A 14,353-nucleotide genomic window follows, 5' to 3' on the forward strand; every position below is an offset into this window, starting at 1 on the left:
TGCGGGTGGGTTCCGTGGTGGGGGGCAGGCGAGCCCCGGTCAGGTCGTCGGGCGGGTCGCCAAGGCGGGGAGCATCCACGGGCTGACGGGGGCGGGGGCCGGCCCCGTCGGGGTCCTGCCGCAGAACTCCGCCTCGATCACGTTGGCGTACAGCGCCTCGTCCTGGAGCCAGTCGCCGTTGGCGTTGAAGGTCAGCTGTCGGCTGCCGTCCGGTGTGCCGACCATCGCGGACAGTGAGCCGTTGGTGCGGCCGCTCTTGCCGACCACCTTCACGCCGCAGGAGAGCTGCGCGAACTCGACGCCCAGCCCGTATCCGAAGCCGCCGCCGAGAGGCACCTCCGTGAACATGGCCTTCGTCTGGGCGGGCGGCAGCAGCCGTCCGGCCGTCAGTGCCCGGTGGAAGCGGTTGAGGTCGCCGGCGGTGGTGATGACGTCGCCGGCGGCACCGAGCCAGGTCATGTTCTGCCGGGTGGCGTCGTGGATCTCGGCGTCCGGTTCGGTGCGGTGGAGCCGGGAATAGCCGACGGGGTGCGGGCGGGGCATGCGCGGCGAGGTCCCGGGGAACGACGTCCCCTTGAGGCCGAGCGGCCTGACGATGCGGCGCATCGCCTCCTCACCGTGGGTGCGGCCGGTCGCCTTCTCGATGACCATTCCGGCGAGGACGAAGTTGGTGTTGGAGTACACCGGCATCTTCTGCGGGTCGGGCCGCGCAGGGTACGTCAGGGCGATCGCGACGAGTTCCCCGGGCGTGTGGGTGTCGTAGCGGTGTTCCGGGAAGCCGGGGCCGGCCGCGTCGTGGATGAACGCCGGGTCCTCGGTGTGGTTCGCCATGCCGCTGGTGTGGTTCAGGAGCCGGCGGAGGGTGATGGTGCGGCCGTCGTAGCCGTTGCCCTGCACCAGGCCGGGCAGCCACTTCTCGACCGTGTCGTCCAGGCTGAGCCTGCCCTCCGCTTCGAGTTGGAGCAGGACGGTGGCGACGAACGTCTTGGTGATGCTGGCGCCGCGGAAGTGGTCGGCGCGGGTCCGCTCGCGGCCGGTGGCGGTGTCGGCGTGCCCGTACGCCGCGAACCACGTCCCCTTGCGGTCGCGCACCTCGGCGGCCGCTCCCGGCAGGCCGCCCTCGGTGACCAGGTCGCGCAGGGCGGCCCCGGTTGCCTCGTGCCCGCCGGGCGCCGGCCGTGCCGCACCCTGTACGGGCGCCGTGTCGGGGCCCGCCGCGTGCGCGGGCGGGGCGAGTGCTGTGGTCCCGCCCGCGGTGAGGGCCGCCGCCAGGGCCAGTAAGACGGTGCGGGGAGCCCGCTGCTTCGGCATCAGGTGCCTCCTCCTCGTGGTCGGGGGCCAGCGGTGTGCTCCCCCGGTGCCTTGGACGCCGGATGCCGGCACAGGGTTGACTCCGCAGATGCCCTGCATCCACCGGAAGGGCCGCCTGCGGTCGCCCGCGCGCTGCCCGTTCCGAGGGCCGACGAGCAGTTCGCCACCTGCGGCGGCGGGCGGGGGATCAGTCCGCGGTGAGCCGTCCGCTCATCCAGGCGAGGGCCGGGGGCACCTCCCGGCGCCAGGTCTTGAAGTTGTGGCCGCCGCTGTCGAGGATGATGGACGAGACCCGTGCGGGCGCCTTGACCTTCGCGACGAACTCCATCGTCTCCCTGTAGTTGGGCTCACCCGTCAGCGACGAGGTCACCAGGAACGACGAGTCGCCCTGGGGCCGGTTGTCGAGGTGCCACAGGAGGTCGGACCGCTTCTCCTCGTCCTTGTCGCCCTGGAAGAGGTCGCCGGACTCGCGGTCGGTCTCGGGCCGGTACTCCGCCGACAGGCCGACGCCGACGGAGAAGGACTCCGGGTGCTGGACGGCCAGCTTCAGGGCGCAGTAGCCGCCGGTCGAGTTGCCGATGACGCCCCAGTTGCCGGGCGAGGTGCCGACCCGGTAGGCGGTCGCCACCGCCTTGACGAGGTCGGTGCCGTAGAAGGTCTCGCTCTGCGGGCCTCCGGGGACGTCGATGCACTGGGTGTTCGCGGCGGCGATGGTGGGCCGCATCATCACCAGCACCATGGGCTGCGCCTTCTTCTGCTTCGCGAGCCTCCATGCCGTCTGCGGGTACTCGAGCTTCTTGATGAGGTTCTCGGCCATGCCGGGGAAGCCGGTCAGGACGACGGCCGCGGGGAACCTGCGCTGCTCGGCCCCCTTCGCGAAGTACTCCGGCGGCAGGTACACGTACGCGGGGGCCGCCGTGCGGGAGCGCTCGCCGTGGACGACCACCTTCTCGATGACGCCGCCCACGCGGGGATCGACGCCGCCGGGGACCGCCGGCGCCTTGCGCCCGAGGACCTGTACCGCTGCCCCGCCGGGTGCGGCCGCGACCTGCTGCTTGGCGCCGACGAGGTCGGACCAGGAGTCATAGAACAGGAAGGTCCGGTTCGATACGAGCCCGACGGAGGCGAGGACGCAGACCTGGGCGAGGAGGAGGATCCCGATCCGCCCGAGCACCCGCCCTGTGCCCCGCCCTCCGAGGCGCGGCCACTGCCACACCGTCACGGCGCCCAGGAGGAGCGTGGCCAGCACCACGCACGCCGACAACGTGTCACTCGTCAGACCCATGGACCGGGATCGCCCTCTGCCGTGCCGCCCGGTTCCGACGCGCGGTCCGGGGCACACCGTCGACCGATGTGCACCGGTCAAGAGGGTGGAACACCGCCCGGCGTTCCCTCCGGAGCCGGAAATCCCGGGCGGTCGTGGCGCATCCTCACCCGATGCGGGCCCCGTCATCCGCCCTTGAGGCGGCGGGTGACCTCCTCGCTGATGCGGCGGTGCAGTTCGGCCAGTTGCCCGGGGGTGTACGCGGTCAGGTCGCCGAGGTCGGGCGGCCCGGCTCCCTGTTCCTTGCGCTTGCCCTCCTCGCGGCGGGCGAGCTCCTGCTCCTCGGGGGAGCCGGGGGCTGCGTACGCGCAGCGGATGAGCGTGCCGTCGGCGCTCTTCAGACAGGTGGCCTCGCGTCCGCCGACCTGGCCGCGGCCCTCCACGCGGTAGCGGATGTTCTGCTCGCTGCCGACGGTCGCGGTCCAGGTGGTGCCGCCGGTGGGCACGACCTCGAACACCCGGTCGTCGTTGTAGCAGCAGACGTCCCGGTACTCGGCCTTGACGAGCGCGACGATCACCGCGGGCGAGGACCAGGTCGGGTCGAGCCGGTGCACGGTCAGCGGGGCGAGCCCGCCGCCGCGGTGCCGGGTCGGCACGGCGGAGACGGCCACGACGGAACTGGCCTCGCCCTGCGGTGTGAGCGGAGTGACGTACGAGCTGCTGCCGCTGCCGTCGCGGTGGCGCAGGGCGAACTCGGATTCGTTTCCGGCGTTGGCCCCGTCCTCGGAGGCGTCCCAGCCGCTGCGCTCGAACCACCAGTCGGTGAAGCTGCCGACGGCGGCGGTCGCCTCGCGCTGCCGGGCGGCGAGGCTCAGCGGGTAGGAGGGTCCCGGCACCGCCTGCGTGTCGGCGGTGACGGTGAGCCGGCCGGTGTGGCCGTCGTACAGGGCGAGGCCGGCGGGGCGTTCGGTGACGACGAGGAGCCCGGTCTGGCGTTTGAGGGGGACGGCCACGACGGGTCTGTCGCCGTTGCAGACGACGTACGCGTCGTCGGCGTCGAAGCGGACCCAGCGCTTGTGTGCGGCGATCTTCCGGCCGAGGTTGTGGTGGAACCAGCCGCCGATCCGCGCGTCGGCCTCCTCCACGTCGAACCGGCAGCGCTGCTGCGAGCGGCTGGTGCCCCCGAGGGGTACGTCCTGCACCAGGCCGACCTCGTATCCGGCGAGCCAGCCGCGCCGCTCGACGAGGGTGGCGAACCGGTCGGCATCGGGCAGGTAGCTGATGTCGGCGATCTCGCCGGTGACGTCCCCGAGGTGCGGGGCGGCCTGGGCCTTGCCGACGACGTACGGGGCGCGGGCCGCCAACTCCGGTACCGGCCCGGTCACGACGCGGGTGGCGGCCATGTAGGCGCGGTCCTGGAGGTACGCCCCGTAGACCGTCCACGCGAAGGTGAGGGCGATCCCCGCGACGGCGGCGAGGCAGCCGAGGGCCTTGGCCGCGCCGCTCCCGCCGCCGCGGCGCTCCGCGCGCCCGCGGCGCAGCATCCCGACGAGGCCGGCGAGCAGTGCCAGAGCCGCGGCCAGTACGGGCACGGCCAGCCAGGAGAGGGCCTTGCGCAGTTCCCACACGGCGATCGTGCTGTAGTACGGGGCGTACCAGGGCGCGAGGAGCACGAGGGCCGCGGCTGCCGCGGGTATGCCGATGCGCAGGATCCGGTCCATCCGTGCCCTCCCCCAAGCCGGTGTGGACCCCAGTGTGGACCCGGGGAACGGCCTTTGTCAGGACGCGCGGGCGACGCGGGCTGCGCGGGCGACGGGCGCGGTCAGCCGCGCAGGGCCTTCGTCAGCAGGGAGCCGGCGATGATCAGGGCGGCGCCGATCCACCACGGGTCGTCGAGGATGAGCACGGCGATGCCGAGGGGGATGAGGAGCGCCGCCAGCGGCAGCAGGAAGCTCGCCGTGGAGGGCGGCTCGGGGCCGGGCAGTCCGGCGTCCCGCCGGGCCCGGGCCCGCGCGACGTCCGGGTACCAGGCGGTGAACTTCAGGGCGGCGGCGATGGCGGTGATCTGGATGATCCAGCCGGTCCAGATGTTGTCCGGGTTGTGGAGGACGAGGTCTCCGAAGGCTCCGGCGAGGGCGGCGACCAGGAAGGCGAGCCCCCACGCGCCGGTGATGACGTAGTTGGTGCGCAGGAATGCGGGGGTGTGCCAGAGCGAGGGGTCGACCTGCTCGCGCGCGTACTGGAGGGTGAACGGCATGCGGACGGCCATCGAGCCGAAGGCGATGAGCGTGAGGGCGATGTTGGCGACCTCGCCGGCGTACGTCTCCAGCCAGCGGAGGGTGTCGGGGGCGGCCAGGGCTCCGACGATCGCCATGCCGGCGAAGAAGACGACGTCGGCGAGTTCGAGGAGCTTCCAGGAACTGCCCGGGCGGGTCAGGTGGCCCAGGAGGACCAGGGCCACGGCGGCGGCCAGTGCGGTGGCGACCGCGACCTCGAACCGGCCGGGCCCGACCAGCAGGGAGAAGATGATCCACGGCGCCATGCCGACGACGGGACTCTCCAGGAACCCGCGCAGTGCCGAGGCGGCCGTGGGGCGTCCCTCGGTGCTCACCCTTCAAGGTTGGTCCCGTTCGGCGGGCGGAGCCACTCGTGCGCGGCCCGCACCGCGGGGGGAGCATGGGAGGCGAGGGCCGCTCTCTGCGGCCGGACACCCAGCCGGAAGGAAGGGGATGCGCCATGCTGGCGGACAGCAAGGCGTTCAGCGGCTTCTCGGTGCGGCGGATCGCCGACGTCCGGGAGTTCTACGCCTCGACGCTCGGGCTGCGCGTCTCGGGAGACGACGAGATGCTCACGCTGCACCTCGGCGGGGGCGGTGAAGTCCTGGTGTACCCGAAGGAGGCGCACGAGCCGGCCGCGTTCACCGTGCTGAACTTCCCGGTGCCGGACATCGACAAGGCGGTCGACGCACTGGCCGCGCGGGGCGTGGTGTTCGAGCGCTACGAGGAGTTCGAGCACGACGGGAAGGGCATCGTCCGCGACGCCGGGGGCCCGGCCATCGCCTGGTTCAAGGACCCTGCGGGGAACGTGCTGTCGGTGCTGACGCCCCCCTGATCCCGCTCCCCCTCGTGCGCTCACCCGTACGGGCGCATCCGGGCGTGTCCCCCGCTCGCGGGCTGCGGGCCGCCGGATAGTCGGGGCTGCGGGCGCCGCACCGGCGGCCGCGTACCAGGCGGAACGAGGCGAGCGGGTGAGGCGGTTGAGGCGGTTGAAGCCGATGGCCAGGCGTGTGGTGGCGGTGTCCGCGGTGGTGGCGGGCGTGGTGGCCGGGACGGGCGGCTGGACGGCGGGGGCCGTCGTGAACGGTCAGGAGGGCCCGGCGCCGCAGCGGTCGGCCGCCGTGACGGCCGCGTACCCGAAGGGCGTGGTGGTCTCCCGGTCGGGTGTCCACGTACGGGCGAAGCCGACGGTGTACTCGAACGTCGTCAAGACGCTGCGCCACGAGCAGGTGGTGTACCTGGTGTGCCAGCAGCGCGGCGGCTGGGTGGAGGGCAATCCGGTCTGGTACCGGCTCCACGGGGTGAACGGCTGGGTGTCCGCCCGCTACGTGCACGACCTGCAGCCCGTACGGGCCTGCTGACCAGAGGCTCCCGGCCGCCGCGCCGTGGCGGCCGGGGATGCGGGGGGTGCGGGGGGGATCAGAACGAGAAGACGGCGTTGCCGTTCAGGGTCGCGGACATGGAGCAGGAGTTGCCGAAGGTGTGCTTCCACGAGACGCGGCTGCCCTGCCAGACGCCGTCCGCGGTGACCGTGACCGGGTCGTAGTGCATGGGGCACGCGCGGTTCGGGTCCGGGGCGGCGAGCAGGCGGTCGAACGTGCCGTCGGTGGACTTCAGCGCCTCACAGGCGGCCTCGGGGTCGGGGTGGGTGCCCTGGGCGCTCGGGGCGCAGCTGAGGGTGGTCGCCCGGACGACGGTGCTGTTGGCGTCGTCCCCCTTGGCGACGGAGAAGACCAGGGCGGACGGGGCGTACAGGCTTGCGGGCTGTGCCTCCGCCATGCCCGTGGCGCCGGCCAGGCACAGGAGGGCAGCGGCGGATACGGCAGCGAAGCGGTGACGCACGACAGGACTCGCTTTCGATTCGAAGGTTGAGCGCGATACTTTCTTGCGATATCGCTCTCTTACACCGGTGAGTCTGTCGGGTGCGAAGGGTGACCGCACATCGATCGCCGATTTACGGACAGCGTGTTCGGATAGCGGATAGCCGGCGGGGTGTTCGCCCAGCTCACACCCCGTTCCACGGCTCGATGGCGGTCCGTGCCCGCCTGCCGACGGAAGGTGAGCGATCTGCTGACGTGCACTTCCGAGGGCGCGAGGCCGGGCAACAGCCACCCGGCCTTCATCGAACGGCCATTCAGCTTGACCGGATCCCTACGCTCCCGTGCCCCGCCCCGGACGACCCAGCCGGCGGAGCGGCCGCAGCCGGTGGAGGGTGCGCGCCGCGCGGCGGCCCCACGCGCCTGCGCCGGCCGCCGCACTGCGGGGCACCGCGGCGGCGCCTATGCTGCCCGCATGCCAAAGGGAACACGCGTACGCCAGACACGGACGACTCCGCTTCGGGACATGGGCGGATACGCCGTGGACGGGCAGCGGCTGGTCCGCATCACACTCGCCCTCATGCTCTGCGGATGGGCGGTGGCCGCCGGCGTGTTCGTCCTCGGACGGGCGAACGCGGTCTGGGCCGCAGTGCCGTTCATCACGGTGGTGATCACGGGCCTGGGCTTCGCTGTGGCACTGGTTCTGCTGCACCGGGCGACGTGGACCGCCCTCCTCTCGCTCGCCGGGACGGCGGCCATGCTGGCGGGCGCGGCCAACGGCGGCACCGCCCCGCTGATCTCCGGCGCGGCCATATGGTCCGCGCTGGCCGCAGCAGCAGGCCGGCGCGGCTACTACAGGCGCCGCCGCGGCATCCAGGCCCCCTGGTGGGACAGCCTCGTCTGACACGGAGGCGGACACCCCGGCGGTTCTCCCCCGCCCGGCACCGGCCGGCCGTAGTGTCGAAGGGTTCCCGAGGAGGGCTGCTGATGCGCAAGGTGACGTACTCGATGAACGTCTCGCTGGACGGCTACATCGTCGGGCCGGACGGCGGCTTCGACTGGACGCCCCCTCACGCGGACGTCTTCCGCTTCTGGATCGACGAGATCAGGGGGGTGGACGTCCACCTGCTGGGGCGCCGCCTGTACGAGACGATGCTCTACTGGGAGACCGCCGACGTCTCCTCACTCGACGAGGCGGAGCGGGAGTGGGTGTCGCTCTGGAACCCGCTGCCGAAAGTCGTGTTCTCCACGACGCTGACCGACGTCCGGGGCCGTGCCCGCCTGGCCTCGGGCAGCCCGGCCGAGGAGATCGAGCGGCTGCGGGCGGAGCCGGGACAGGGGGAGATCGCGATCGGCGGTGCCACGCTCGCCGCCCAGGCGGCCGCGGCGGACCTGATCGACGAGTACCGGGCCATGGTGTACCCGGTCCTCGTGGGCGGCGGCATTCCGTTCTTCCCGAGGGCCGATCAGCGGGTGGACCTCACCCTGGCCGAGACCCGCACCTTCACCTCGGGCGTCGTCTGCCTCGACTACCGCGTGGCACGCCCGGCCCGACCCTAGTGCAGTGGGCGGGCGCGCCCACGGCTCCCGCGGCGAAGCCGGAGCGATAGCTCGTGAAGCCGTCGGCGGTCTGGTGCGAGTCGGCGAGCAGCGTCATGACGCTGCTCGGGTCGGCACAGGTCTCCGCCTCGGCGTGGCGGGTGCGGAGGGGCGCGAGGGGCGCGGCGGACGGGCTCTGGCTCTCGGACAAGGTCATGCGGCAAACCCCGCGATCCGGCCATCCGGTTCATCCCTCGCGTTTCCCCACACCCCCTAACCGCCCGTGGCCGAGAAGTGCTGGTAGTCGGGGTTGGGCCAGCGGCCGCCCCAGGCCCAGCCGATGTCCGCGAACGCGCGGGACACCGCGTCCCCCGGCCGGATCATGCCGGGGACGGGCCGGTCCCGGTGCAGGTTGGCGCGGCCCGCGGCCGGGTGGACGGTGCCGCTGCGGTCCACGTACGGGTTCTCGACGGGGTTGATGTCGACGGCGTCCCCGTACGCATGCTGCGACCTCCGGCTCGGATCGCCCGTCACAGGGCGGCAGTTGAACGCCGAGGTATTGTCGTCCGCCATGGACCTGCCGTCGTCCCCGCCGTACGCGGAGGCCGGCTGCATGCGGCGGATGGGGAACCGCGCCGCGAACACCTTGCCGAAGGCGCCGAGCAGCGGCCCGACGGCGTCCTCGTGCACGACGAGCGCGCCGCGATGGACCTTGCCGTCGAAGCCCCAGTGGTTCATCCGGATCAGCCGCAGCTGCTCCGGGCCCACGGGACAGCCCGCGCGGTACGTGGCGCCGAGCGCCTCGGCCGGGACGGGCACCACTTCGGCGGCCAGCGAGGGCGCGGCCGCCCGTGCGCGCTGCACGGGCGGCGGGGCGGGGGTCGCGGCCGGCGGCGCGGATGCCGCAAGGACGGCACCGAACGCGAGGGCCGCGGTGACGGCTACGGGTATGGGTCGCACCCGTTCACCGTAGGCACACCCCCACGCCCCCGCACGCCGCGAGGGCCACACGGGCCACAGCGGGCCACGGCGCCCCCGCCCGGCTACCGTCGGACGCGTGGACCTGCTGCTGATGTCCGACACCCACCTCCCCGTACGGGCCAAGGCCCTTCCCCCGGAGCTGCTCGACCTGGTGCCCCGCGCGGACGTCGTCGTCCATGCGGGCGACTGGGCCGACGAGGCGACCCTCGACCTCCTGGAGGCACGCGCCCGCCGCCTCGTCGCCGTCTTCGGCAACAACGACGGCCCCGGTCTGCGCGCCCGCCTCCCGGAGGTGGCGTACGCGGACCTCCAGGGCGTGCGCCTGGGTGTGGTCCACGAGACCGGCCCGGCCAAGGGCCGCGAGAAGCGCTGCGCCGAACGCTTCCCGGACCTGGACGTCCTGGTCTTCGGCCACAGCCACATCCCGTGGGACTCGACGGCCGACGGCCGTCTCCGCCTGCTGAACCCGGGCTCCCCCACGGACCGCCGCCGCCAGCCGCACTGCACGTACATGACGGCCCGCATCGGCTCCTCGGGCCTCGCCGGCGTACGCCTCCACGAACTCCCCCCGCGCACGCCCGGGTGAGTGCCGCCGGCCCGCGGCCGCGCGCACCCCGCGGAGGCGTGCAGCGGGTCCTTCCGGATCCGCGGACGCGCCGCCCCCTCCCCGCATATGCTCCGGCTGGCACGACGCCGCTCCGGCGCAGCGCGCGTCCGGATACCGAACGCCGACGTAAGGGGACCGCCCCGTGAGTGTCCGCATCCAGCCCTCCTCCCAGGTCGACGAGACCGCCGCACTCGGGGACGGCACGACCGTCTGGGACCTGGCGCAGATACGGGAGGAGGCGCGGCTCGGCCGGGGATGCATCGTCGGCCGCGGAGCCTACGTCGGCCCGGGCGTGCGCATCGGCGACAACGTGAAGTTGCAGAACCACGCGCTCGTGTACGAGCCCGCCGTCCTCGGGGACGGGGTGTTCATCGGCCCGGCCGCGGTGCTCACCAACGACTTCTACCCGCGGGCGGTGGACCCCGAGGGGCGGCTCAAGCGGGGCGCTGACTGGGAGGCCGCCGGGGTGGTGGTGGAGGAGGGGGCTTCGCTGGGGGCCCGTTCGGTGTGCGTGGCCGGGGTGCGTGTGGGGCGGTGGGCGCTGGTGGCGGCGGGCGCCGTCGTCTCCCGGGACGTGCCGGACTTCGCGCTCGTCGCCGGGGTGCCCGCCCGGCGCATCGGCTGGGTGGGGAGGGCCGGCGTCCGCCTCGCCGAGCGGGACGGGGAGCCGGGCGTGTGGGAGTGCCCCCGCACCGGCGCCCTGCACGACGAGAGGGACGGCACCCTCACCGAACGCATTCCGCATCGGAACTGACGGCACGTCGGATTTTGGCCGCCGGGATTTCCTCAAAACCGCAATCACCGGCCACCCCTTGGGCATACCTTGTCCGTGTACACGGGATCTGAGCAGGCAACTGCCTTTGTTCAGTGGGGGGTTGTACACGACGGGGGCATCGCGGAACCATGCCGGCGGCGGGCGCGCAAGCGCGCCCGCGAGCGGCGTGCGTTCGCGCGGGCCCCGGTCCGGGGCATCGCTGGGGGGTACCAGTCGGCGGCTCCGGACGGCACGGGCCGGGGGCGGCGCCGCAGGGCACCGCCACGTCGGCACGTGCGCCGTCCTGCACGGTCCCTCCACGGAACGACGACCGCCGGCCGGCCCGAGGAGCGATCAGAGGGGGTAGGTGTGTCGGAGCCTCACAGCTCGCGCATACATCACGGCTCGCACATGCATCACAGCCGGCACGCGCACGACAGCTCGCGCACGCGCCGTCGCCACACGCACGAATCAGGCAGCGCACACGGCAAGCCCACCGCCCGGGCCTGCGACCGCAGGGCGGGTGCCCGGTGACCGGAGCAACCCCAGCACCCCGATTAGCTGCCCTGACCCGAGAAGACCCGACCCTCCACGCCCTCGCCCAGCGCCTGCTCGCGCTGGCCGAGCAGGCCCTCCCCCGGATGTACGCAGCCGACGGCGGCGGCACGTTCGTCTTCACCCGCGCCGGCACCGTCTCACCCGCCGGCACCCGCAGCGTGGAGCGCCGCGGTACGAGCACCCGGTACGCGGCCATCACCGTCCTCGGGGCCCGGTTCCTCCCCGAGGACCGGCAGCGCGCCGTCCTCGGCGGGCACACCGCCGCCGAGTTCGCGGGGCTGCTGGTGGAGCGGCTTCCGCGGATCACCAACCTCGGCGACGCCGCACTCGTCGCCTGGGCCGCGGCCGACACGGACCACCCCAAGCTGCCCGACGCGCTGGCCCGCCTCTCGGCCCTGGACGTCCCCGGGCAGCCCCGCTACACGGTCGAGGCGGCCTGGGTGCTCTCCGCGCTCGCCGCGGCCCGGTCCTCGGCCGACGTCGAAGACGGGCTGGCCGCAGCGCGGGACCGGCTGCTCGGCGCCCTCACGGGCACGAGCCCCCTCTTCCCGCACGCCACCGCGCCCGGACTCCTCCCGCGCTACCGCACGCACGTCGCGTGCTTCGCGGACCAGACGTACCCGCTCCAGGCCCTGGCCCGGCTCCACGCCACGGCCCCCGACCCGGTGGCCCTCCAGGCCGCCGACGCCTGCGCGGCCCGCATCTGCGAGCTCCAGGGCGACGGCGGGCAGTGGTGGTGGCACTACGACGCCCGTACCGGCCAGGTGGTCGAGGGCTACCCGGTCTACAGCGTGCACCAGCACGCCATGGCCCCCACCGCCCTGTTCGACCTGGCGGACGCCGGCGGCCTCGACCACGGCGCCGCCATCCGCCGGGGCCTGCGCTGGATGGCGGAGGTGCCGGAGCTCGCCGGCCCGGACGGGGTGCCGCGCGAGCCGATGATCCGCGAGGACCACTCGGTCACCTGGCGCAAGGTCTACCGCGGCGACCCGGCGAAGGCGGTGCGCGCCGCCCGCGGCCTGGCCACCCGGGTCGTCCCCGGCGCGCGCCTCGCCCCGCTCGACCGGGTCTTCCGTCCGCTCGCGGTGGACCGGGAGTGCAGGCCGTACGAGTTCGGCTGGCTCCTCCACGCCTGGCTGGGAGGCCCCGCCAGATGACCGGACACCGCGACAACACCCCCTACACCGACAACTCCGGCCACACCGACAAGGCCACCCTCTTCGGCATCACCCTCGACGCCCTGACCATGGACGAGACCGTGCGCCGCTGCCTGGACGCGGTGCGCCGCGGGGAGCAGATCGAGATCGGCATGGTCAACGCCGCGAAGCTGGTCACCATGCGGCGCAATCCGCAGCTCGCCGCCGCGGTGTCCGGCTGCGACCTGGTCCTGGCCGACGGCCAGGCCGTGGTCTGGGCCGGGCGCGTCCTCGGCGTACGCCTGCCCGAGCGCGTCGCCGGCATCGACCTGTTCATGCGGCTCCTCGCCGCAGCCGAGCAGGCGGACATCCCGGTGTACCTCCTGGGCGCCCGCGAGCACGTCCTCGGCCTGATGCTGCGCCGGATCTCCGAGCAGTTCCCCGCCCTCCGCGTCGCCGGCAGCCGCAACGGCTACTTCGACGACTCCGAGCAGGGGGCCGTTGCCGACGCGATCGCGGCAAGCGGCGCGCGCATGCTGTTCCTCGGCATGACGTCCCCCAAGAAGGAGATCTTCACGGCCTCCTTCGGCAAGCGCACCGGCGCCGACGTCGTGCACGGGGTCGGCGGGTCCTTCGACATCCTGGCGGGCGTCACGAAGCGGGCCCCGCAGCTCTGGCAGCGCATCGGGCTCGAATGGTTCTACCGCGCCCTCCAGGAGCCCCGCCGCCTCGGCAGGCGCTACCTCACCACCAACACCGCCTTCCTCCTCATGACGGCCCGGGAGCTCCTCCGCCGTACGCCGTCTGCCGGTCCCTCGCACGGGACCGGTTCCGCGAACAGGAGTCACTGATGCGCGTCGTCGTCGTGGGACAGGGATACGTGGGCCTTCCGCTGGCCGTTCGGGCAGCGGAGGTCGGACACCAGGTGATCGGGTACGACGTCGACGCGCGGCGCGTCAAGAGCCTCGCCGCCGGCGAGTCGTACGTGGAGGACGTCTCCTCCGAGCGGCTCGGCCGGGCGCTGAACCGCGGCACGTACCGTCCCACCGAACTCGCCCGGGACTGCGGGGGCTTCGACACCGCGGTCGTCACGGTGCCGACCCCGCTCCAGGACGGTGCGCCCGACCTGCGCTACATCGAGGAGTCGGCCCGCACCCTGGCCCGCTACCTCCGGCCGGGTGCGACGGTCGTCCTGGAGTCCACCACCTATCCCGGCACCACCGAGGAGCTCTTCGGCCCCCTCCTGGAGGACGGCTCCGGCCTGACGGCCGGCGCCGACTTCCACCTCGGGTACAGCCCCGAGCGCATCGACCCCGGCAACACGACGTGGGGCTTCCAGCAGACCCCCAAGGTCGTCTCCGGTGTGGACGCCGCCTCCCTCAAGGCCGTGGAGGCCTTCTACGGGGAGCTCGTCGACAAGACGGTCCCGGTGCGCTCCCCCAAGGAGGCCGAGCTCGCCAAGCTGCTGGAGAACACCTTCCGGCACGTCAACATCGCCCTCGTCAACGAGATCGCCATGTTCGCCCGCCACCTCGACATCGACGTCTGGCAGGCCATCGAGGCGGCCTCCAGCAAGCCCTTCGGGTTCATGAAGTTCACCCCGGGGCCGGGCGTGGGCGGCCACTGCCTGCCCATCGACCCGTCGTACCTGTCCTGGCGGGTCCAGCGCGAACTCGGCCAGAGCTTCCGCTTCGTGGAGCTCGCCAACGACATCAACAGCCACATGCCCGAGTACGTCACCCGCCGCGTGATGGACGCCCTCAACGCGCGCCGCCGCTCCGTCAACGGCTCCCGGATCCTCCTCCTGGGGCTCGCGTACAAGAAGAACACCGGCGACGCCCGCGAGTCTCCGGCCGTCCGCATCTCCCAGCTCCTCCTCGACCTGGGGGCCAAGGTGCGCGCCGCCGACCCGCACGTCGTCGAGGACGTCGCGGTGGACGCCCGGCTGGTCCGGGTGGAGCCGACGCGCAGGGAGCTGTCCGCCGCCGACGTGGTCGTGCTCCTCACCGACCACGACTCCTTCGACTACGCCATGGTCACCGAGCACGCCTCCCTCGTCCTGGACTGCCGCAACCGGCTCTCCGGCCCCACCGTGGAGGTGCTCTGACCC

Annotated in this window: 15 protein-coding genes and 1 pseudogene; 9 read left to right on the forward strand and 7 right to left on the reverse strand. The window is 73.3% G+C overall.

Translation table 11 applies throughout. From position 1 onward, the window contains the following. Positions 1-39 precede the first annotated feature (39 nt). The 4 genes from C0216_RS17120 to C0216_RS17135 all read right to left on the reverse strand — a co-directional run bounded on the left by C0216_RS17120 (position 40) and on the right by C0216_RS17135 (position 5,186). The gene (locus C0216_RS17120) at positions 40-1,311 is read right to left on the reverse strand and encodes a serine hydrolase domain-containing protein (RefSeq protein ID WP_114056125.1); all 1,272 of its coding nucleotides are present in this window, start codon (positions 1,309-1,311) and stop codon (positions 40-42) included. Positions 1,312-1,498: 187 nt separating this feature from the next. After that, positions 1,499-2,596 carry an alpha/beta hydrolase gene (locus tag C0216_RS17125; protein ID WP_114056126.1) on the reverse strand — a complete coding sequence of 366 codons (1,098 nt, stop codon included), beginning with the start codon at positions 2,594-2,596 and terminating at the stop codon, positions 1,499-1,501. A 164-nt stretch (positions 2,597-2,760) separates the two neighbouring features. Next, on the reverse strand, positions 2,761-4,296 hold the full coding sequence (locus tag C0216_RS17130) for a hypothetical protein (protein WP_114056127.1): 1,536 nt from the start codon (positions 4,294-4,296) through the stop codon (positions 2,761-2,763). A 101-nt stretch (positions 4,297-4,397) separates the two neighbouring features. After that, positions 4,398-5,186 (reverse strand): hypothetical protein, encoded by a 789-nt coding sequence (locus C0216_RS17135; protein WP_114056128.1) that lies wholly within the window; start codon positions 5,184-5,186, stop codon positions 4,398-4,400. A 125-nt stretch (positions 5,187-5,311) separates the two neighbouring features. On the opposite strand from C0216_RS17135, the gene C0216_RS17140 reads away from it, so the two are divergent. Continuing rightward, complete coding sequence (locus tag C0216_RS17140) at positions 5,312-5,686, forward strand: VOC family protein (protein ID WP_114056129.1); 375 nt, start codon at positions 5,312-5,314, stop codon at positions 5,684-5,686. Between the two features lie 163 nt (positions 5,687-5,849). Continuing rightward, on the forward strand, positions 5,850-6,212 hold the full coding sequence (locus C0216_RS17145; RefSeq protein ID WP_162793246.1) for an SH3 domain-containing protein: 363 nt from the start codon (positions 5,850-5,852) through the stop codon (positions 6,210-6,212). 58 nt (positions 6,213-6,270) lie between these two features. On the opposite strand, the gene C0216_RS17150 is transcribed toward C0216_RS17145, so the two are convergent. Beyond that, entirely contained in the window at positions 6,271-6,630 is a 360-nt protein-coding gene (locus tag C0216_RS17150) for a subtilase-type protease inhibitor (RefSeq protein ID WP_114058729.1), read from the reverse strand. A gap of 564 nt (positions 6,631-7,194) precedes the next feature. Between C0216_RS17150 and C0216_RS17155 the strand changes: the two genes are divergently transcribed. Together C0216_RS17155 and C0216_RS17160 are read left to right on the forward strand one after the other, a co-directional pair. Beyond that, entirely contained in the window at positions 7,195-7,572 is a 378-nt protein-coding gene (locus C0216_RS17155; protein WP_114056131.1) for a hypothetical protein, read from the forward strand. 83 nt (positions 7,573-7,655) lie between these two features. Then, on the forward strand, positions 7,656-8,228 hold the full coding sequence (locus tag C0216_RS17160; RefSeq protein WP_114056132.1) for a dihydrofolate reductase family protein: 573 nt from the start codon (positions 7,656-7,658) through the stop codon (positions 8,226-8,228). 4 nt (positions 8,229-8,232) lie between these two features. On the opposite strand, the pseudogene C0216_RS34480 reads toward C0216_RS17160, so the two are convergent. Continuing rightward, positions 8,233-8,424: pseudogene (locus C0216_RS34480) on the reverse strand (cupin domain-containing protein); the annotation flags it as partial. Positions 8,425-8,480: 56 nt separating this feature from the next. Next, the gene (locus C0216_RS17170) at positions 8,481-9,167 is read right to left on the reverse strand and encodes a M15 family metallopeptidase (RefSeq protein WP_114056133.1); all 687 of its coding nucleotides are present in this window, start codon (positions 9,165-9,167) and stop codon (positions 8,481-8,483) included. 97 nt (positions 9,168-9,264) lie between these two features. Between C0216_RS17170 and C0216_RS17175 the strand changes: the two genes are divergently transcribed. The 5 genes from C0216_RS17175 to C0216_RS17195 all read left to right on the forward strand — a co-directional run bounded on the left by C0216_RS17175 (position 9,265) and on the right by C0216_RS17195 (position 14,350). Then, entirely contained in the window at positions 9,265-9,774 is a 510-nt protein-coding gene (locus C0216_RS17175; RefSeq protein ID WP_114056134.1) for a metallophosphoesterase family protein, read from the forward strand. A gap of 163 nt (positions 9,775-9,937) precedes the next feature. Beyond that, positions 9,938-10,549: an acyltransferase gene (locus C0216_RS17180; protein WP_114056135.1), complete on the forward strand. Its 612-nt coding sequence runs from the start codon at positions 9,938-9,940 to the stop codon at positions 10,547-10,549. Positions 10,550-11,190: 641 nt separating this feature from the next. Continuing rightward, positions 11,191-12,264 carry a hypothetical protein gene (locus C0216_RS17185; protein ID WP_246042588.1) on the forward strand — a complete coding sequence of 358 codons (1,074 nt, stop codon included), beginning with the start codon at positions 11,191-11,193 and terminating at the stop codon, positions 12,262-12,264. Further along, positions 12,261-13,094 (forward strand): WecB/TagA/CpsF family glycosyltransferase, encoded by an 834-nt coding sequence (locus tag C0216_RS17190; protein ID WP_114056137.1) that lies wholly within the window; start codon positions 12,261-12,263, stop codon positions 13,092-13,094. Before C0216_RS17185 ends, C0216_RS17190 begins: the two co-directional genes overlap by 4 nt. Next, positions 13,094-14,350, forward strand: a complete 1,257-nt coding sequence (locus C0216_RS17195; protein WP_114056138.1) for a nucleotide sugar dehydrogenase — start codon at positions 13,094-13,096, stop codon at positions 14,348-14,350. Before C0216_RS17190 ends, C0216_RS17195 begins: the two co-directional genes overlap by 1 nt. The last annotated feature ends 3 nt before the right edge of the window (positions 14,351-14,353 follow it).

This window comes from Streptomyces globosus, from assembly GCF_003325375.1.
GTDB lineage: Bacteria > Actinomycetota > Actinomycetes > Streptomycetales > Streptomycetaceae > Streptomyces > Streptomyces globosus_A.